General features: G+C 68.6%; 19 protein-coding genes. 4 read left to right on the top strand and 15 right to left on the bottom strand.

The window, feature by feature from the left end:
- The first annotated feature begins 92 nt into the window (after positions 1-92).
- The gene (locus KBO27_RS26340; protein WP_210972544.1) at positions 93-1,514 is read left to right on the top strand and encodes a zinc-dependent metalloprotease; all 1,422 of its coding nucleotides are present in this window, start codon (positions 93-95) and stop codon (positions 1,512-1,514) included.
- Between the two features lie 58 nt (positions 1,515-1,572).
- Here the strand turns inward: KBO27_RS26340 and KBO27_RS26335 are convergent, their stop codons facing one another.
- The gene (locus KBO27_RS26335) at positions 1,573-2,130 is read right to left on the bottom strand and encodes a M48 family metallopeptidase (RefSeq protein WP_210972543.1); all 558 of its coding nucleotides are present in this window, start codon (positions 2,128-2,130) and stop codon (positions 1,573-1,575) included.
- Positions 2,131-2,356: 226 nt separating this feature from the next.
- Here KBO27_RS26335 and KBO27_RS26330 point away from each other — a divergent pair, with 226 nt between their 5' ends.
- Complete coding sequence (locus KBO27_RS26330) at positions 2,357-2,506, top strand: DUF5679 domain-containing protein (RefSeq protein WP_010693945.1); 150 nt, start codon at positions 2,357-2,359, stop codon at positions 2,504-2,506.
- Positions 2,507-2,773: 267 nt separating this feature from the next.
- Complete coding sequence (locus tag KBO27_RS26325; protein ID WP_307870626.1) at positions 2,774-4,093, top strand: ABC1 kinase family protein; 1,320 nt, start codon at positions 2,774-2,776, stop codon at positions 4,091-4,093.
- A 107-nt stretch (positions 4,094-4,200) separates the two neighbouring features.
- Here KBO27_RS26325 and KBO27_RS26320 read toward each other — a convergent pair whose 3' ends face one another.
- From KBO27_RS26320 to KBO27_RS26255, 14 genes are all read right to left on the bottom strand, one after another.
- Positions 4,201-5,100 (bottom strand): class I SAM-dependent methyltransferase, encoded by a 900-nt coding sequence (locus tag KBO27_RS26320; RefSeq protein ID WP_210972541.1) that lies wholly within the window; start codon positions 5,098-5,100, stop codon positions 4,201-4,203.
- A gap of 124 nt (positions 5,101-5,224) precedes the next feature.
- The gene (locus KBO27_RS26315; protein ID WP_210972540.1) at positions 5,225-5,428 is read right to left on the bottom strand and encodes a hypothetical protein; all 204 of its coding nucleotides are present in this window, start codon (positions 5,426-5,428) and stop codon (positions 5,225-5,227) included.
- Positions 5,425-5,775: a WhiB family transcriptional regulator gene (locus tag KBO27_RS26310; RefSeq protein ID WP_210972539.1), complete on the bottom strand. Its 351-nt coding sequence runs from the start codon at positions 5,773-5,775 to the stop codon at positions 5,425-5,427. Before KBO27_RS26310 ends, KBO27_RS26315 begins: the two co-directional genes overlap by 4 nt.
- 140 nt (positions 5,776-5,915) lie before the next feature.
- Entirely contained in the window at positions 5,916-6,116 is a 201-nt protein-coding gene (locus KBO27_RS26305) for a hypothetical protein (protein WP_210972538.1), read from the bottom strand.
- Positions 6,117-6,234: 118 nt separating this feature from the next.
- Complete coding sequence (locus KBO27_RS26300; RefSeq protein WP_210972537.1) at positions 6,235-8,310, bottom strand: ATP-dependent DNA helicase UvrD2; 2,076 nt, start codon at positions 8,308-8,310, stop codon at positions 6,235-6,237.
- A 200-nt stretch (positions 8,311-8,510) separates the two neighbouring features.
- On the bottom strand, positions 8,511-9,437 hold the full coding sequence (nudC, locus tag KBO27_RS26295) for an NAD(+) diphosphatase (RefSeq protein WP_210972536.1): 927 nt from the start codon (positions 9,435-9,437) through the stop codon (positions 8,511-8,513).
- 25 nt (positions 9,438-9,462) lie between these two features.
- Positions 9,463-10,830: a M16 family metallopeptidase gene (locus KBO27_RS26290; RefSeq protein WP_210972535.1), complete on the bottom strand. Its 1,368-nt coding sequence runs from the start codon at positions 10,828-10,830 to the stop codon at positions 9,463-9,465.
- Positions 10,827-12,146 (bottom strand): M16 family metallopeptidase, encoded by a 1,320-nt coding sequence (locus tag KBO27_RS26285; protein WP_210972534.1) that lies wholly within the window; start codon positions 12,144-12,146, stop codon positions 10,827-10,829. Before KBO27_RS26285 ends, KBO27_RS26290 begins: the two co-directional genes overlap by 4 nt.
- Before the next feature lie 160 nt (positions 12,147-12,306).
- Positions 12,307-13,131: an ESX secretion-associated protein EspG gene (locus KBO27_RS26280; protein ID WP_210972533.1), complete on the bottom strand. Its 825-nt coding sequence runs from the start codon at positions 13,129-13,131 to the stop codon at positions 12,307-12,309.
- A 103-nt stretch (positions 13,132-13,234) separates the two neighbouring features.
- Positions 13,235-14,368 (bottom strand): PPE domain-containing protein, encoded by a 1,134-nt coding sequence (locus tag KBO27_RS26275; RefSeq protein ID WP_307870625.1) that lies wholly within the window; start codon positions 14,366-14,368, stop codon positions 13,235-13,237.
- Positions 14,369-14,638: 270 nt separating this feature from the next.
- Positions 14,639-15,166 carry a DUF3558 family protein gene (locus KBO27_RS26270; protein WP_210972531.1) on the bottom strand — a complete coding sequence of 176 codons (528 nt, stop codon included), beginning with the start codon at positions 15,164-15,166 and terminating at the stop codon, positions 14,639-14,641.
- Complete coding sequence (locus KBO27_RS26265) at positions 15,163-15,573, bottom strand: hypothetical protein (protein WP_210972530.1); 411 nt, start codon at positions 15,571-15,573, stop codon at positions 15,163-15,165. Before KBO27_RS26265 ends, KBO27_RS26270 begins: the two co-directional genes overlap by 4 nt.
- 140 nt (positions 15,574-15,713) lie before the next feature.
- Positions 15,714-15,908, bottom strand: coding sequence for a DUF397 domain-containing protein (locus tag KBO27_RS26260; RefSeq protein ID WP_210972529.1), 195 nt, complete (start codon positions 15,906-15,908; stop codon positions 15,714-15,716).
- Positions 15,901-16,869 carry a helix-turn-helix domain-containing protein gene (locus KBO27_RS26255; RefSeq protein ID WP_210972528.1) on the bottom strand — a complete coding sequence of 323 codons (969 nt, stop codon included), beginning with the start codon at positions 16,867-16,869 and terminating at the stop codon, positions 15,901-15,903. The genes KBO27_RS26260 and KBO27_RS26255 overlap by 8 nt, the downstream gene beginning before the upstream one ends.
- Positions 16,870-16,907: 38 nt before the next feature.
- Here KBO27_RS26255 and KBO27_RS26250 point away from each other — a divergent pair, with 38 nt between their 5' ends.
- On the top strand, positions 16,908-17,174 hold the full coding sequence (locus KBO27_RS26250) for a hypothetical protein (protein WP_246538061.1): 267 nt from the start codon (positions 16,908-16,910) through the stop codon (positions 17,172-17,174).
- The last annotated feature ends 6 nt before the right edge of the window (positions 17,175-17,180 follow it).

Genomic DNA, 17,180 nt, shown 5'->3' with positions numbered 1-17,180 from the left:
CGTGTTCGCTCTTGGCGATGTGCCCGGGTGTTCGCACAGACCAGAGCCACGACATCTTCTTAGGGGCGGCTGAGGCCGCGTACGGTGGAACTATGACCAATATGCCGTTCGGGTTCAGTTCGCAGGACCCCGACGACCCCGACAAGGGCGACTCGTCGCAAGGCCGCTCTGAGGGTGGAGCCGGCAACAACCCGGGGGACAACCCCTTCGGTTTCGTCGGCATGCCCGGACCGGGCGGCAACTTCGACATCGGGCAGCTCGGCCAGATGCTGACCCAGCTCGGCCAGGCGCTGAGCCACTCCGGTGGCGGTAGCGGCCAGTCCGGGCCGGTCAACTACGACCTCGCCAAGCAGCTCGCGGTGCAGCAGCTGCACAACAACCAGCGGACCGAACGACCCAGCCAGGAGCAGGTCAAGGCGATCGAGGACGCGGTCCGCCTCGCCGAGCTGTGGCTCGACGCCAGCACCTCGCTGCCCGCGGGGGTCCGCGCGGTGCAGACATGGTCCTCCGTGGACTGGGTCGAGAAGACCCTGCCGGTGTGGCAGCGGCTGTGCGACCCGATCGCGCAGCGCATGTCCTCGGCCTGGCTGGAGGCGCTGCCGGAGGAGGCCAAGCAGGCCGCCGGCCCGCTGCTGAACATGCTCGGCCAGATGGGCGGGATGACCTTCGGATCGCAGCTGGGCAGCGGACTCGCCCAGCTCGGCGGCGAAGTGCTGACCTCCACCGAGGTCGGGCTGCCGCTGGGACCGTCCGGGACCGCGGCGCTGCTTCCGGCCAACATCGAGAAGTTCGTCGAGGGGCTGGACCGGCCGATCAGCGAGGCCACCTTGTTCCTGGCCGCCCGCGAGGCGGCGCACCAGCGGCTGTTCGGGCACGTCCCGTGGTTGGCTCAGCGCTTGCTGGCCACCGTCGAGGAGTACGCGCGCGGCATCCACATCGACACCTCGGCGCTGGAGGACCTGGCGGGCAAGATCGACCCGTCCAACCCCGCGTCGATGCAGGAGATGATGGGTTCGGGAATGCTCGAACCGAAGACCACTCCGGAGCAGCAGGCCGCGCTGACCAGGCTCGAAACGCTGCTGGCCCTCGTCGAGGGCTGGGTGGACGTGGTCGTGGCCGACGCTCTGGGCGAGCGGCTGCCGGGCGCCGAGGCGCTGGGCGAGCTGGTCCGCAGGCGTCGCGCCAGCGGCGGTCCGGCCGAGCAGACCTTCGCGACGCTGATCGGGCTGGAGCTGCGCCCGCGCCGGATGCGCGACGCGGCGAACCTCTGGCGGCTGATGGCCGAGCGCCACGGCACCGAGGCCCGCGACCAGGTCTGGGACCACCCGGACCTGCTGCCCGACAGCTCCGACCTGGACGAGCCGCTGGACTTCGCCGACCGCTGGGGTTCGAACTCCGACCTCGACGACCCGATCGCGGCCATCCGCCGCGCCGAGGAAGCCGAGAAGTCCGAGGGCGACTCCTCCGACGACGACTCGGACTCCAACGGCTCCAACGGCGACGCCAAGTCCTGATCCACGCCCACCACCCGTCCACCGCACCTCGCGGTGGACGGGTGGTGTTGCGTCCGGGTCAGGAGGCTTCGGGGTCCTCGGTCTCGTCGTCGGTGAGGCCGACCTGGAGCTGGGACGCCGCGACCACGCCTTCGAGGTAGCCGATAGCGCGTTCGCTCTTCGGGTAGCGCTCGACCCACTTCCAGAAGTCGGCGCCGTGGCCGGGCACGAGCAGGTGCGCCAGCTCGTGGACGAGCACGTAATCGAGCACCCATCCGGGTACATCTCGCAGCCGCTCGCTCACTCGAATGGTGCCCTCGCTGGGCGTGCACGAGGCCCAGCGGGTGCGCATCGGCGGGACCCATCGAACGCTGCTCGGATCGGTCCTGCCGTCCAGGTACTTCACGGACAGCTCACGGCAGCGCTGCACCAGCGCCTCGTCCGAGTTGCGCGCGGGGGATCGGCGTCGCGTCTCACTGCGCTGCAGACGGCTCAGCATGTCCGCCACCCAGCGTTTTTCCTCCGCACGGCTCATCCGAGCCGGGAGCAGCACCACGATCTTGTCACCGTCGCGATAGGCGCTCACCGTCTGGCGGCGGCGCTTGCTGCGGCGGACCTCGACCTGCGGTTCAGCCACGAAGGTGGACCCTAGCGACTGGCTCCGACAAACGGTTCCCCCTGTGAGCTGCACCTCAAGGTCAAGTTCCCATCAATGGACGAATGATTACTCCATCGAGTCGAACATGCCATGCTCTCAATGCATGCATCTCAATTACTCCGCCTGTACGGTTCCCCCAGCCGCCCGCAGGGGGCGCCGGCGATCCAGCTGTGGCGCTGGGTCAATTACCAGAAGGAGGGGAGCCGTGGCCGAGACGTACAACGGCTACTGCGTGAAGTGCCGGGAGAAGCGCGACTTTTCCGGTGAGGTCTCGGAGACCAACGGACGCCGGATGGCCAAGGGCACGTGCCCCGTGTGCGGGACCAAGATGACCCGCATCCTCGGCAAGGCGTGACAGGCACGGGTGGGCCGCCAGCGGCCCACCCCGCCCCGGTTTCCTGGGGGTTCCCGAAGCGGTAAATCCGTTTTGAGTCGCTTAACCGTTCCCGTCGGCCCAACCCATTCGGCCGCGGGAACGAACCCCGCTCAACCAGAATGCCGATCACAACCCACGACGCGCTCTTGAACGACTAGCATGTTGATGGGTTTCTCGTTTTCCGAATGGCGACCGCATGGCTTTCGGTCTTCGAGAGGGTTTTCCTGCGCGCACCTAGGAGAATTCGTGGCCGACATTCCCCGCCAAGCTGCACACCGCACCGCCAAGCTCGCCAGCCTGCCACTGGGCGTCGCCGGACGGGTCGCTGCAGGCTGGGGACGCCGTCTGACCGGCCAGAACGCCGCCGAGATCAACGCTGACGTGGCCGCCAAGACCGCTGAGCAGCTGTTCGCGGTGCTGGGGCAGCTCAAGGGCGGGGCGATGAAGTTCGGTCAGGCGCTGAGCGTGTTCGAGGCCGCCGTGCCCGACGCGATGGCCGGCCCCTACCGCGAGGCGCTGACCAAGTTGCAGTCGGCGGCGCCGCCCATGCCGATCTCCAGCGTGCACCGGGTGCTGACCGAGCAGCTGGGCGCCTCGTGGCGCACGCGCTTCGCGTCCTTCGACGACGAGCCCGCGGCCTCGGCCAGCATCGGCCAGGTGCACCGCGCGGTGTGGCACGACGGCCGCGAGGTGGCGGTCAAGGTCCAGTACCCGGGCGCCGACGAGGCGTTGCGCTCCGACCTGCGGCAGCTGATGCGGTTCTCCCGCCTGTTCCAGTCGCTGGCACCGGGCGCCGAGGTCAAGCCGCTGCTGGAGGAGCTGCAGGAGCGGATGGTCGAGGAGCTCGACTACCGCATCGAGGCCGACAACCAGCGCACCTTCGCGAAGGTCTTCTCCGGTGACGAGCGGGTCGTGGTACCCGCGGTGATCGCGAGCGCGCCGAAGGTCGTGGTCACGGAGTGGGTGACCGGCACGCCGTTCTCGAAGATCATCGCCGAGGGCTCGCAGGCCGAGCGGAACCTGGCGGGCCGGCTGCTGGCCGAGTTCCACTTCTCCACCCCGGCGAAGGTCGGCCTGCTGCACGCCGATCCGCACCCGGGCAACTTCATGCTGATGCCGGACGAGCGGCTGTGCGTGATCGACTTCGGCGCGGTCTCGCGGCTTCCCGGCGGCCTGCCGCCGACGTTCGGCAAGATGATCAGGCTCGCTCTGCACGACCAGTCGATCGAGCTGCTGGAGCTGCTGCGCGAGGAGCGGTTCGTGCAGCCGGACCAGGAGCTGCGGGCCGAGGACGTGCTCGCCTACCTGGCGCCGTTCGTGGACCCGGCGCGCACCGAGAGCTTCCACTTCACCCGCCGCTGGCTGCAGCGGCAGGCCGAACGCGTCTCCGATCTGAGCAGCCCCGATTTCCGCACCGGGAGGCTGCTGAACCTGCCGCCGGACTACCTGCTGATCCACCGGGTCACGCTGGGCGCGACGGGCATCCTGTGCCAGCTCGACGCCGAGGTCGCCACCCGCGACATCATCGCCGAGTGGCAACCCGGCTTCGCCGAAGCCGAGGCCTGACCAACCCCACCACCCGCAGCCACCACCCCACCGAGTGCGATTCGAATTTCGCGCGAAATTCGAATGGAGGCATCTCCCGCCCTGCATCTGCGCAGGTCAGGAGAGCGTCAGGCGGGCTTGGTGCCGACGTGGACGGTGTTGGCGCTGAGGTAGTAGAGGTCGTCCCGGTTGCCCGCGTAGTGCTCGCCCTCGGGGTCCAGCAGCTGGTTCAGCGCTTCGACGTCCTCGGCCGCGAGGCGTTCGTCGGCGTCGCGGCGGAGCATCGACAGCTGGCGCAGCGCCGCGACCCGGCCGGATTCGTCCAACGGCGCGGGCCGGTCGATGAGGTAGCTGAACGAGGTGGCGTCCGCGAGCCCGGCCTCGGTCATGGCCTTCGGCCAGCCGATCGGCAGCCGGACCGAGCCGTCCATCTCGGTCCGCATCTGCTGGAACCACTGCTCGCTCGCGCTGACCAGCCTGGCTTCCAGGCCGGGTCCGCCGATCCCGATGTCGGCGGGCAGCACCCTGGTCTGCAGGCCGAATTCGACGACCGCCAGCCGCCCGCCGGGCTTCACGAGCCCCGCCAACCTGCGCAGACCGGCGAGCTGGTCGGGCAGGTGGTGCACGACGAACGCCGCGTAGACCAGGTCGGCCTGCGGCGGGGCACCGGCCCCGGTGATCTCGTCGGCCAGCGCGTCGGCAGCGGCATCGGCCCGCACGGTGCGCACGGTGACGCCCTCCGCGGCCTCCGACGCCCGCTCCCCCGCCGCGGTCAGCAGCTGTTCAGCGGTGTCGACGATGGTCAGCTGCGACTCGCCACCGTTGCGCGCCAGGCCCTTCGCGAGGATCGCCGCCGTGCCGCCGGCACCGGCTCCGATCTCGATCGCCGAGTGGTCCCCGGGCCGCAACAGCTTGGCGACCACCTCGGTGATGTCCGGTGCGATGAAGTCGTCGGCCGCGCGCAGGCGCTCCAGGTGCGCGTCCCAGTCGATGTTGTCATGCGAATGCGAATGCGAATGTGCTCCCACAAGCCGGAACACTAGACCTGGCACCGCGAAACACGCACGTCGGTTTGCCGGTTCGGCAAGAATGCGTCGGCCGCCGCGGAATGCGACGGCCGACGCGGCACCCGCGAGCGCGCGATCACGGAGTTCAGCGCTGCTCAGCGGATTCGGCTCTTCTCGCCGCGTAGCGGGCGATCGCCCGCCATCTGCGACCGGCCGCCATCGAGCGAACTTCGCGTTGTCGCTCAGCTTCGGCCATCATCTCCTTCCTATGTATCCGGATCAGCTCCTCGGTCGGGTACATGCGCATCTCCGCGTTGTTCGGGTGGATCAGTCCAGTGGTGTTGGTCATGCTGCTCGCTCCTGCTTGCGGGGTTCGACTTCTTCCGGACGTGGGTGCTTGCGCGGACGACCGCGCCTGCGCTTGCGCGCGACGACCTCGCCGCGTTCGAAGATCTCGCCGCCCCAGACCCCCCAGGGTTCGCAGCGATCCAGCGCGCCGGCCAGGCACTCGGTCTTGATCGGGCAGTCGCTGCACAGGACCTTGGCCTGCTCCAGGTCGGACGGGCTCTCGGCGAACCACAGGTCCGGGTCCCGGCGGCAGGGCAAGCGGCGTTGCAGCGATGAGCCCGGGGGTTGCTCGGGCTCGAACTGCGAGTCCACGGCCGACTCGGGTATCGGCACACTCGCGGTGAACATACGACTTCCTCCAGTAGTCGATGGCAGGCGACTTGTGGTTGTGGATGGATGTGGTTGCGGTTGTGGATCAACCAGGAACACAAAAAGGCCGCGGACCCGTTGTGCAGGTCCGCGGCCTTCTGAGAAGCCTGGGGGCTCTCCTAGATCAGCGGATCCAGGAAAGACCAACGGACCGACCTGCGCGGGTGCTGCAGGGTCGCCGGGACAAAGCCGTAGCCACGCGGCTTTTCGACGCGCAGATCATTGGCAATGGCGGCGGCGGGCACAAAGGTGCCCGTGAGCAGCGAAACGACCCCGGCCATGAAGGAGTGCGGGGCGTGCGTGGTCTCGAAGATCTTCACTGTCCCCACCTCCTTCTCGGTCTCCGTCGGCGAATGCGGACCAACTCGGCCCGCGCGTGTCTACGAGGTTATGTGCCGCGAGGTACAACCCGCAACATATTTTTGACCTGCGGTTTTGCTAGTTCACCCGATTGATCAAGGCGAGAACGTCGCCGCCGAATTTCTGGATCTTGGTCGCACCGATCCCGGAGATCCCCACCAACGCGGACTCATCGGCGGGCCGCTGCTCGGCGATCGCGGTCAGGGTCGCGTCGGTGAACACCACGTAGGCGGGCACCTTGAGCTGCCGCGCGCGCTCGCTGCGCCACGCCTTGAGCTGCTCGAGCAGGTTCTCGTCGACGTCGGACGGGCAGTCCGAGCAGCGCCCCAGCTTGATGTCCATGGTGCTGACCAGCGTCGACGAGCACACCCGGCACTGCGGTTTGATCGTCGCGGCCTGCCGGGCGGGCGGCTGCGGCTGCTTGGCCTTGCTCGGCAGCGCGGCCGGGTGGCCGTCGGGCACCAGGTTGTAGACGAACCGGCTGCGGCGCCGGAACCTGCGTCCCCCGGCGCGGGCCAGCGCCCAGGACAGGTGCAGGTGCTCGCGGGCGCGGGTGACGCCGACGTAGAGCAGCCGCCGCTCCTCCTCCACCGCCGCATCGGTGTCGGCGTGCTGGATCGGCAAGGTTCCCTCGACCAGACCCGCGAGGAACACCGCGTCCCACTCCAGTCCCTTGGCCGCGTGCAGCGAGGCGAGCGTGACGCCCTCGACGGTCGGCGGGTGCTGCGCCTCGGCGCGGGCGTCGAGCTCGGCGACGTAGCGACGCAGATCGGCGTCGGGAACCGTGGCGACGAGCCCTTCGGCGAGCTCGACCAGGGCGATCAGCGACTCCCACCGCTCGCGGGCGGACCCGCCGGCCGGTGGTTCGTCGGTCAGGCCCACCTCGACGAGCAGTTCGCGCACGGTCCCGGGCAGGTCCTCGGCGGCGGTGTCGCGGGCGATCGCGGTGCGCAGGGTGGCCATGGCCTGGCGGATCTCGGCGCGCGCGAAGAACCGCTCGCCGCCGCGCACCTGGTACGGGATCTCGGCGTCGGACAGCGCTTTCTCGTAGACCTCGGACTGGGCGTTGACGCGGAACAGGATCGCGATCTCCGACAGCGGCACGCCGCGCTTGGCCAGCTGGGCGATCTTGCGCGCGATGGCGTCGGCCTCGTCGGTCTCGTCGTCGTACTCGGCGAAGTCCGGGCGCGGACCGTCCGGGCGCTGGCCGACCAGCTTCAGCCGGGTCCCGGCCGGGCGTTCCCGCGCGGCGCCGATGACCTGGTTGGCCAGGCCCACGACCTGCGGGGTCGACCGGTAGTCGCGTTCGAGGCGCACCACGGTCGCCTCGGGGTACTTGCGCGGGAAGTTGACCAGCCACTTCGGGGAGGCGCCCGCGAAGGAGTAGATGGTCTGGTTGGCGTCGCCGACCACGGTCAGGTCGTCGCGGTTTCCGACCCAGGCGTCGAGGACGCGCGCCTGCAGCGGGTTGACGTCCTGGTACTCGTCGACGACGAAGGACCGGTACTGGCTGCGGAACTCCTCGGCGATGTCCTCGCGGTCCTCCAGGATCGCGGCGATGTGCAGCAGCAGGTCGTCGAAGTCGAGCAGCTGCGCGCCGCTCTTGAGCTTCTCGTACCCCGCGAACGCCTTGGCGATCAGCTCGGGCAGGATCGGCGTCTCGCGACCGGCCTGCTGCGCGGCCGCCGGGTACTGCTCGGGGCTGATCAGCGAGGACTTCGACCACTCGATCTCGCTGGCGAGGTCGCGCACGTCCTCCCGCTCGGTGGACAGCCCCAGCCGGTTCGCGGCCTGCATGACCAGGCGGAACTTGTTGTCGGTGAGCTGCCACATCTGGGCGTCGTGGACGCGCGGCCAGAAGTAGCGGAGCTGTCGGAAGGCCGCCGCGTGGAAGGTCTGGGCCTGCACCCCCGCGGCTCCGAGCTCCCGCAACCTGGTGCGCATCTCGCCCGCGGCGCGCGCTGTGAAGGTCACGGCCAGGATCTGCCGGGGCGTCACCAGCCCGCGCTGGACGAGGTAGGCGATGCGGTGGGTGATGGTCCGGGTCTTCCCCGTTCCCGCACCGGCCAGGACGCACACGGGTCCGCGCGGTGCGATGACGGCCTGCCGCTGCTCCGGGTCCAAACCTTCCAGGAGACGCGGTTGATCGGCCATGCAGGCATCCTCGCAGACCCCTCACGCCGCTCAGGCGATACCCACCACCGTGTGTCGCCCAGATCGCGTCCCCACGACCTTGACCAGCGCGGACACGCCCGACCCCGGGGGGCGGATTCGAATTTCGCGCGAAATTCGAGCCGGAAAGTTCGGACTCAAATTTCGCGCGAAATTCGAATTGCCCTGGGTGTGGCGAGGTGTCAGGGCTTGGAGGTGGCCCAGCCCTTGATCATTCGGTACGCGATGGAGACGCCCGGTGGCAGGCGGAGGCCGTCCACCGGGTCGCCTTCGGCGTCCAGCGCCGCGAGGATCGTGTCCCGGTGGACCCAGCGCGCTTCCTCGATCTCGCCGTCGGCGGGCACCAGCGGCGCGTTGCGGTCGGCGACGGCGGCGAAGCCCAGCATCAGCGAACGCGGGAACGGCCACGGCTGGCTGCCGAGGTACCGGATGCCGGAGACCTCGACGCCGACCTCCTCCTGGATCTCGCGCGCGACGCAGGCCTCCAGGGACTCGCCGACCTCGACGAACCCGGCGAGCACCGAGAAGCGGTACTGCGGCCAGATCGGCTGGCGGGCCAGCAGCACGTGGTCCTCGCCGTCGCTGACCAGGCAGATCACCGCCGGATCGGTGCGCGGGTACTCCTCGCGATCGCAGCCGGAGCAGCGCCGCGCCCAGCCGACGCGGACGCGGGTGGTCGCCGCGCCGCAGACCGCGCAGTAGCGGGCGTTGTCGTGCCAGCCGAGGAGGCCGACGGCCGTGGTGAGCAGTCCGGCATCGGTGTCGTTGAGCAGCGCGCCGCCGGAACGCAGGTCCCGCCAGCCCTCCTGCGCACCGTCGTGGTCGGTGCGCAGCGCCCAGTAGCTGACGTCGTCCTCGACGCCGAGCAGCACCGCGTTCGGCGACGGGCGGTCACCGAAGTCGACGGCGGGTTGCACGATCAGCCGGGAGTCCTCGCCGATCTGGGTGCGCCCCTTGGCGTCGACGAGCACGACCTTGCCCGTGTGCCACAACTTCGCGCCGCCGTCGAGGGATTCCCGCAGCTCCTCCCTTCGGTCCACAGTGGACCGCGAGAGGAGCGGCGGGGAGTCGAGCTGGAAGCCCGCACCGGCGAACACTTCGCAGGTCATTCTTGCGCTCCATCCGGTAACCGGGTCATGGCAGCTCCACGCCGCCCAGCAGCCGCAGCTCGTCCGCCAGCTTGTCGGCGTCGCCGACGACGATGCCGGTGAACTCCGACGGCGCGAACAGCTTCGCGGCCTCGGCGACCTGCTCGACGGTGACGTCGCGCAGCCGCTCGGCGTGCGCGGTCAGCCAGTTCTGGTCCAGGCCCGCCGCGGCCAGCGCGGACAGCGTCGAGGCCAGGCCGGACTGCGAGGCGGTCGAGGTCAGCAGCCCGCCGATCGCGTACTGCCGCGCGGACTCGACCTCGGACTCCGACGGCGGCACCAGCGCCATCCGGGCCAGCTCGTAGCGGGTCTCCAGCAGCGCGGCAGCGGTGACCTCGCTGGCGGTGTCGGCGTCGACGAGCAGCGTGCCGTTGCCCTTGGTGAACTCGAAGGACGAGTGCGCGCCGTAGGTGTAGCCCTTGTCCTCGCGGATGTTCTCCACCAGTCGCGAGGAGAAGTAGCCGCCGAAGACCAGGTTCGCGATCTGCAGCGCCGGGTAGCGCTCGTCGGTGCGGGCCAGCGCCTGCGCGGAGAACCGCAGCTGCGACTGGACGGCGCCCGGCCGGTGCACCAGCCGCACGTCGCCGCCGGTGACCAGCGGCAGGGCCGGCATCTCGCGGGCGGAGTCCTCGGACTTCCAGCCGGCCAGGGCGCGCTCGACCTCGCCGATCACGGCGTCGGGGTCGATGTCGCCGACCAGCACCAGCACCGATCCGCGCGGCAGCACGGCGGCGCTGTGCAGCGCGCGGACCTGCTCAGGGGTCACCTCGGCGACGTCCTCGGCCTGCGGGACCTCGCGGACGTAGGGGTGGTCGCCGTAGCGGTGGCGCTGGAGCTCTTCGCGGGCGATCACCCGCGGCTGCGAGCGGGCCACGCCGATCCGCTCGACCAGCCGCGCGCGTTCGGCGTTGACCTCGTCGTCGGCGTAGGTGGCGCCGGTCAGCGCGTCGGCGAGCACGTCGAGCAGCGCGTCCAGGCCGCTGGCCAGCGCGTCCCCGGCGATGCTCAGCCGCTCGGGGTCGACGACCGCGTGCAGGTCACCGCCGACGGCCGCCAGGTCGGTGTCCATCTTGACGCGGTCGCGGCGCGCGGTGCCGGTCAGCAGGGTTTCGGCCAGCACCTCGGCCTGAGCCGGGTGCTCCTTGGCCTCGCCGGCGAACGGGATGCGCAGGCGCATCTCCACCATCGGCACCTGGCCGTGGCGGACTGCGATGACGCGGAGCCCGTTGGGCAGCACGGTGTCGACACCGGCCGGCGGGGCGCCGACGCGGGGCTCACCCAGCGGCGGCAGCGGGCGCGGGCCCGCCTCGGTGCGGCCGATCTCCTCGGCGCTGCGGTGCGTTGCGCGGGTCATGCCGCACCTCCGTTCTCGTCACCAGCGGGTTCGATCTCCAGCACGGCGCGCGCGTCGGAGCGCAGCGCCTTGGCGGCCGCCGCGACGTCCTGCGCGCGAACCTGGCCGATCTTGTCGGGCAGTTCCGAGATCAGTTCGGCGCGGCCGTGCAGCAGCTCGGTGCTGCCGAGGTCGAGCGTCCGCGAGATGACCCGGTCGTGCTCCCGGTAGAGGCTGGCCGCCCAGCGGGCCGTGACGCGGTGCAGTTCCTCTTCGGTGGGACCGTCGGAGGCGATCTTGTCGAGCTCCTCGTCGATCGCCCCGATCACGCGCTCCACCCCGACGTCGGGGGTGTGGATGGCGGTGAAGGTGAAGGTGTCCGGATCGCGCGCGTCCAGCGGGGCGCCCATCAGGCCGGTGCCGGCACTGACGTCGACGACGAGCGCTTCGGAGTGCACCAGGCGCTGCTGGAGCCGGGAGGCGTCGCCGTCGGACAGGATCGCCGAGAGCACGACGTTGGCCAGGTAGGCGTCGAGCTCGCCGACCGGGTCGGGCAGCCGGTAGCCGAGCGCGACGGCGGGCAGCGGCGCGTGCGGGTCGGTGTGCTTGCCGCGGACCTCGCTGGTCGGGAACGGCTCGCCGAACGAGGGCCGCTGCGGGACCGGGCGGGCGGGAACGTCGCCGAAGTGCTTCTCGATCAGCTTGATCGTCCGGTCGACGTCGAGGTCACCGGCGACGGTGAGCACGGCGTTGCCGGGCGAGTAGAAGGTGTCGAAGAAGGCCGCGCAGTCCTCGACGGTGGCCCGTTCGAGGTCGGTGAAGTCACCGTAGCCGTTGTGCGCGTTGGCGAAGGTCGAGTAGAGCACCGGCGGCAGCAGGATCCAGGGGAAACCGCCGTAGGGGCGGTTGAGGACGTTGAGCCGGATCTCCTCCTTGACCACGTCCACCTGGTTGGCCAGGTTCTCCTCGGTGATCTTCGGGGCGCGCATCCGGTCGGCTTCCAGGAACAGCGCGCGCTCCAGGGCCGCCGAGGGCAGCACCTGGTAGTAGTCGGTGTAGTCCTGGTGCGTCGAACCGTTAAACGTGCCGCCGGAGCCCTGCACGTGGCGGAAGTGGGCGAGTTTCTCGAGGCTCTCACTGCCCTGGAACATCAGGTGCTCGAACAGGTGGGCGAAACCGGTGCGCCCTTCCGGTTCGGAGCGAAAGCCCACGTCGTAGTGCACGCTGACACCGACCACAGGGGCCTGACCTGATGCTTGGCCCGCCGCCGAGTCCGGTGCCAACACCACGCGCAGCCCGTTGGGCAAGGTGACGCGATGCAGCTGGGGTTCGACCATGCCATGCAGCCTACGTGCGGGCTGTCAACCTGTGTGTGCCCCCTTCGACAACTTTCGGCGTGTCGCAACACTCCGGCCACCCCGCGAGACGACAACCGGAGCAACCCCGAATAGGCCGTTGACCTGCTTCGATGCGACATACCGACCAGCCGGAACGGACTCAGCCCTGGCGGACCTGGTTGATCAACGAGTTGATCTCGTTCCCGATCAGACCGGCGTCCGCGGGCAGCAGCGCGTAGAGCGGTTCGCCGGTGCTCGCGCGTTCCACCCGGTTGAGGTATCGGCCGTCCGGTTCGGCGTTGTCGAACCACGACACCACCGGGGTCCGGCGGCGCCGACCGTGCTGGTCGCGCATGTTGGCGGCGATCTGACCGATGCGCACGTGCTGCGCCTTGCCGATCTTCTCGTAGAGCTCGACCTGCTGGTCACCGCTGCTGCCGCGCTTGCGGGTGGCGGTCTCCATCATGCTCGACGGGTCGTAGTCCTCGACCTGATCGCCCTGCATGGAGCTGTGCGGGACGCGGATCGGGCCGTAGCTGCCGGGCTTGGCGGGCGGCAGGGTGCCGAGCACGACTCCGGGAAGCGGCGCGTTCTGGTGCACCTCGACGGTCAGCAGTCCGCCGCGCTGGGGATCTTCGCTGGGCGCCTGGACGCCGAGCACGATCCGGTTGCCCTCGGTGAACACCGCGACCGTGCGCCAGCAGTGGTCGCTCCCCGGCTCGGGGAACCACATCGAATCGACCCAGAGGTAGGGCGTGGCGAGGGTTTTCAGCGCGTCGACCAGCGGCGGCACGACCTCGTCGTCAGCGACGACGCCGTTGGCCTCCATGATCGGCAGTTCCGCTTTTCCGATGACCGAGAACTGATCGGCGGTGCGGCCGAAGGACCGGGTGCTGATCGGCAGCGTGAGACCGTCGATCCGCAGGTATTTGAGCACGATGTCCAGGTGCACCGGCGGCAACTGCCACCGACCCAACACACTCACTTGAGCTTTCTCCCACTCGTGGAAGCAAAAAAGGAAGGCTCGAAGTGGTGACGCGATTTCGACGGAAATCGCGTCACCAACTCCGATCAGGTGAAAAGCCCGCTCACTCGCCGAGAACCGGCGGTGCCGTCTTGGGCATGTCGTTCATCCACACGTCGTCCTGCTCCTCGAGCCAGGAAGGACGCTCGTGCTCGTCGTCCTCGGAACCCTCACCGCGCCGCCCGGCACCGGCGCCCATGCCGCCCATGCCACCGCGACCGGCGGCACCACGACCACCGGCACCCGCGGCTCCAGCGCCCGCACCAGCACCGGCACCCGCACCGAGACCACCGGCCCCGGCCCGGCCACCCGCACCCATGCCGGCTCCGGCACCACGAGCCCCAGCACCCGCACCACCGACGCCACCGGCGCGACCGCCCGCACCCGCGCCTGCTCCGGCACCAGCACCGAGACCGGCCGCGAGCCCGAGACCTGCTCCGCCGCCGGGAGTTCCGCCACCAGGCGTGCCACCACCCGGCAGACCTCCGCCGGGGAGGCCGCCACCCGGCGGATTCGCCCAGGCAGCACCGGTTCCGGCAGGACTGCTCCCACCCGGGTAAGCACCGCCGGAGTAGCCGCCACCGGGGATCCCGCTGCCGGAACCACCGGGCAGACCGCTACCGGAGTAGCCACCACCCGAGCCGGAGCCGGAGCCGGAGCCGGAGCCACCGGGAACGTTGCTCCCGCTGCCCATGCCGCCGCCCCAGTCGGTGCCGCCACCAGGCGGAACCGGCGGAGGATTCGTGGTCGACCCGTCAGGCGCGGTGTACTGCGGCATCTTCGCGTCCACCTGCGTCAGCGTCGGGCTGTACACCCGCCCCATCGTTTCTTGAGCAGCCTTCTCGGCCTGCTCCTGCTCCTCCATCTGGGAGAGCGCGTTGATGCCACCACCTGCGACTCCGAAGGGGATAGAGGAAGCGGCAGCCTCTCCCCAGCTGAATCCCTCGGGCTCGGGCACCATCTTCTTCGAATGACCAGCAGCGTCTCCAGCGGCCTGGAGGTTGTTGCCGGTCATCTCGAAAGCGTCGGCGCTGGCCTTCATCCAGTCCGATGCGGGCTTCCCGACCTGCGACGCAGCGTCCGCAGCCTCACCTTGCCAACCGCCTTGGACGATGTTGGCCAGGTCCGTGTGGTAGCTCTCGCCACGCTCGCGGAGAGCCTTCGCGAGCTTGATCCACGCGTCCGCCGTCTCGCCCACGCTGGCAGGTTGAATCGATTCTTGATTCGTCTTGAAGATGTCTGCGTGGCTGTAGCCACCCCAGTTGATGCACTGGGTGATGGCAGGTGAGTCGTAAGAGTTGACATTCAGACCCGAGTTCCCACGCGCGAGCTCCGACTGCTGTTGCTGAGCGATCCGCTCAGCCTCGGCTGTGTGCGCCTTGCGGTCTTCCTCCGCTTGGCTCTCCCAACCGAAAGCAGGAGATACAGCGTTTTCAATCGTGTCGAAAATCCCCATGTCTCCCCCAGGTCATTCCGGAAGTCTCGACGCCGTCTGGTTGGCGACCTTCTCGGTCTCACCACACGCATCGACCGAATCCCGCATAGCGCCATCGATGCCGTAAACCGCGACACCGCCGCCAGCATCTACAAGAACCGTGCAACCACCTTGGCCAGTCGCGCCCGACTCGACGGCGACGGCACCACTACGTCCACCGATACTCTTCTTCGAGTAGCTGTCCCAGTTGCCGTTCTTCTCATAGGACTCGACGGTCTGGTCGGCGTTCTTCAGAAGCGTGAGGGTCATCTTCTCGCCCTCCCACTCGCAGCCGGGCTCGAACGAGACCACACCGCCGTCCTGAGACTGCGTGGAAACCCCAAGTGAAGTCAGTTCCTCAGGGGTGAAGAAGGTGCAGGGGTCGAAGCTGGCGATGGGCTTCCCCTGCGGCGCTGGGGCGGGTTCGGGAGCCCCACCGGAGCTGTTGCCCGAACACGCAGACAAACCGAGCAGCGCCACACCGGCGGCCCCTGCGATCAGCGTCCGAGAAACCTTCTTCACTGCATACCTCGCCTAAGATCGTCTGCGTTCTGCTCGTCGGTGGTGCGGTAGTCCTTGGCAGCCTCGCGGAACGCGTCCGCCTGCTTCTGCAGCTCGTCCTGAAGGTCACGGATCAGTTTGAGGGCACCGGCCTGCGAATCGGCGGCCTTGTCCTGGAACCGCTTCGCGAGCTGCTGCCCATCCGGATAGTCACCGAGCCCCTCAACGCGGCCGAGGCGTCGTGCATCGCGGAATGCGCTGGCAAGTTCGCGAATCTCTTCTTCGACGCGTTTCGCCGCCTGCTCAGCGACTTCGGGGTTCAGTGCGAGCTTGCCCGCACCGACCTGCGAGTTGATCCACTGCGTTTGGCCGCTGACGGCCTTCAGGCCCTCTTTGGCGGCGGCGAACCCACCCTCTGCGCTAGTCATCCCAGATCCTCCGGACCCTGTGATCCCCCATGAACCGTGGTTACTTTAGCTTGACGCGCCCGCGCGCGTGACGGTTCCGAAGAATCTGGACAAACTTGGCCGGGCACGAGCTCCGCACCAGGTCACAGCGCCAAGATCATCTACTGAACCGAGCGAAAACGGCCGCCCTTGAGGCCACCAAGGAAGCTCCCCCACTGGCCTGTGGCGATGAGCAGATGACCACCGTCCGGGTTCTTGGAGTCACGGACCGCAACCTCGTCAGCGGCTTGCGCAACCTCGACGCAGTTCGTCGAGGTGCCGCTCCTACTGCTCTTCCGCCAGACCAGATCAGCCACCGGTAAGCCCCTCTGCCAACGTGTCGATCAGCGCGACCGACTCTTCCTCATGCAACGCCTCGTCCCAAAGCGCATCTCTGGTGTCAAGATACTGTTGGGTCACCTCGGCGTCATTAATGAAAGTTCCGCCCTTCCTGCTCTCCAGGTAGACGTAGGTCTCCAACGCCGCGAACTCGTAGATGGCGAACGTCCCGTCAAGGCCCTGGTGCGCACCAATCGAAGCCGGCAAGACGCGTACATGAACATTGGGCCAAGCAGCTTCCGCGACGATCTTCCGAAGCTGCCTGCTCATCACCGCTGATCCCCCGATCAACCTGCGAAGCACGAACTCATCGAGCAAGAACCTCAGCTCTGGGCCGTTCGGACGTGAAAGGACGGCCTGACGGCCGATACGAGTTGCCACCCGACGCTCGATCTCACTTTGCGGCCGGTCGAGTGCGGAGATCATCTCCCGGGCGTACTCAGGAGTCTGCAGAAGCCCTGGGACGAGAGCTATCTCGTAGCCAGTCACCCTCCGCGCCTCGGTCTCCAGCAGCATGATGTTCGCGAGCTGGTCGGTGTACTTGTCGCCCGACGGCAGGTTGATCGTCGTGCCGTCGTTGGACTCGGCCTTGGCGACCAGCAGGCCGCGCATCTCCCCCGTCGCTCCGTAGAGCTCGCACAGCGCGCCCACCTCGTCCGGTGTCGGGAAGCGGGCGCCGGTTTCGGTTCTGCTCACCCATGCCGGGCTGGTGCCCAATCGCGTGGCCACCGTTCGGGTGGACATCTTCGTGCGCTCGCGAAGGGTTCGAAGCTCCGCGCCCAGGTTGACGCGAAACAGGCGGGATCTCGCCGACACCCTGACCTCCGGGTACTTCGTGACCGGCTCCCCTGTTTCGAATTCCGTTTCACTGCTTCGGTTCTCGGGGAAACGTTTCACGGGTGGATGAACTGCCGAAACGAACTTAACTTCCCATCCCATTCCGGTTCCACGGCTTGGGAAGCAAAGGACTCAAAGGGATGGTTTTCGACGTGTTCCGCCGTGAGCGCGCAGATGTGTTCTGGATCGTCGGCTCAGGTTTCAAGATTCGTCATGCGATGACGACACTTCCCGGTTCGGTATATACCGGCGCTTGGGTTCCCGCACTCTGCGAAACGTGGATCCTCATTCCGACAGCCGCCCCGTGGCCCCGAGAACCCCAGAGCAAAACAATCACCGAACGCTGCCCCGAATGCACCACCATCGCCAACCGCCAAGACCACCACGAACACACCTGGGACTACTGAAAGGGA

Source organism: Saccharopolyspora endophytica (assembly GCF_018070075.1).
Taxonomy (GTDB): domain Bacteria; phylum Actinomycetota; class Actinomycetes; order Mycobacteriales; family Pseudonocardiaceae; genus Saccharopolyspora; species Saccharopolyspora endophytica.
Note: the sequence above shows the minus strand (reverse complement) of the source record. Positions and strands in the feature narration are given on the sequence as shown.

What these genes read in the sequence shown, in the direction of transcription:
- KBO27_RS26255 (WP_210972528.1), bottom strand. Translation starts at nt 16,869, where the DNA reads ATGGGATGGGAAGTTAAGTTCGTTTCGGCAGTTCATCCACCCGTGAAA.
- KBO27_RS26265 (WP_210972530.1), bottom strand. Translation starts at nt 15,573, where the DNA reads ATGACTAGCGCAGAGGGTGGGTTCGCCGCCGCCAAAGAGGGCCTGAAG.
- KBO27_RS26285 (WP_210972534.1), bottom strand. Translation starts at nt 12,146, where the DNA reads ATGGTCGAACCCCAGCTGCATCGCGTCACCTTGCCCAACGGGCTGCGC.
- KBO27_RS26290 (WP_210972535.1), bottom strand. Translation starts at nt 10,830, where the DNA reads ATGACCCGCGCAACGCACCGCAGCGCCGAGGAGATCGGCCGCACCGAG.
- KBO27_RS26250 (WP_246538061.1), top strand. Translation starts at nt 16,908, where the DNA reads ATGGTTTTCGACGTGTTCCGCCGTGAGCGCGCAGATGTGTTCTGGATC.
- KBO27_RS26340 (WP_210972544.1), top strand. Translation starts at nt 93, where the DNA reads ATGACCAATATGCCGTTCGGGTTCAGTTCGCAGGACCCCGACGACCCC.
- nudC (WP_210972536.1), bottom strand. Translation starts at nt 9,437, where the DNA reads ATGACCTGCGAAGTGTTCGCCGGTGCGGGCTTCCAGCTCGACTCCCCG.
- KBO27_RS26300 (WP_210972537.1), bottom strand. Translation starts at nt 8,310, where the DNA reads ATGGCCGATCAACCGCGTCTCCTGGAAGGTTTGGACCCGGAGCAGCGG.
- KBO27_RS26310 (WP_210972539.1), bottom strand. Translation starts at nt 5,775, where the DNA reads ATGTTCACCGCGAGTGTGCCGATACCCGAGTCGGCCGTGGACTCGCAG.
- KBO27_RS26315 (WP_210972540.1), bottom strand. Translation starts at nt 5,428, where the DNA reads ATGACCAACACCACTGGACTGATCCACCCGAACAACGCGGAGATGCGC.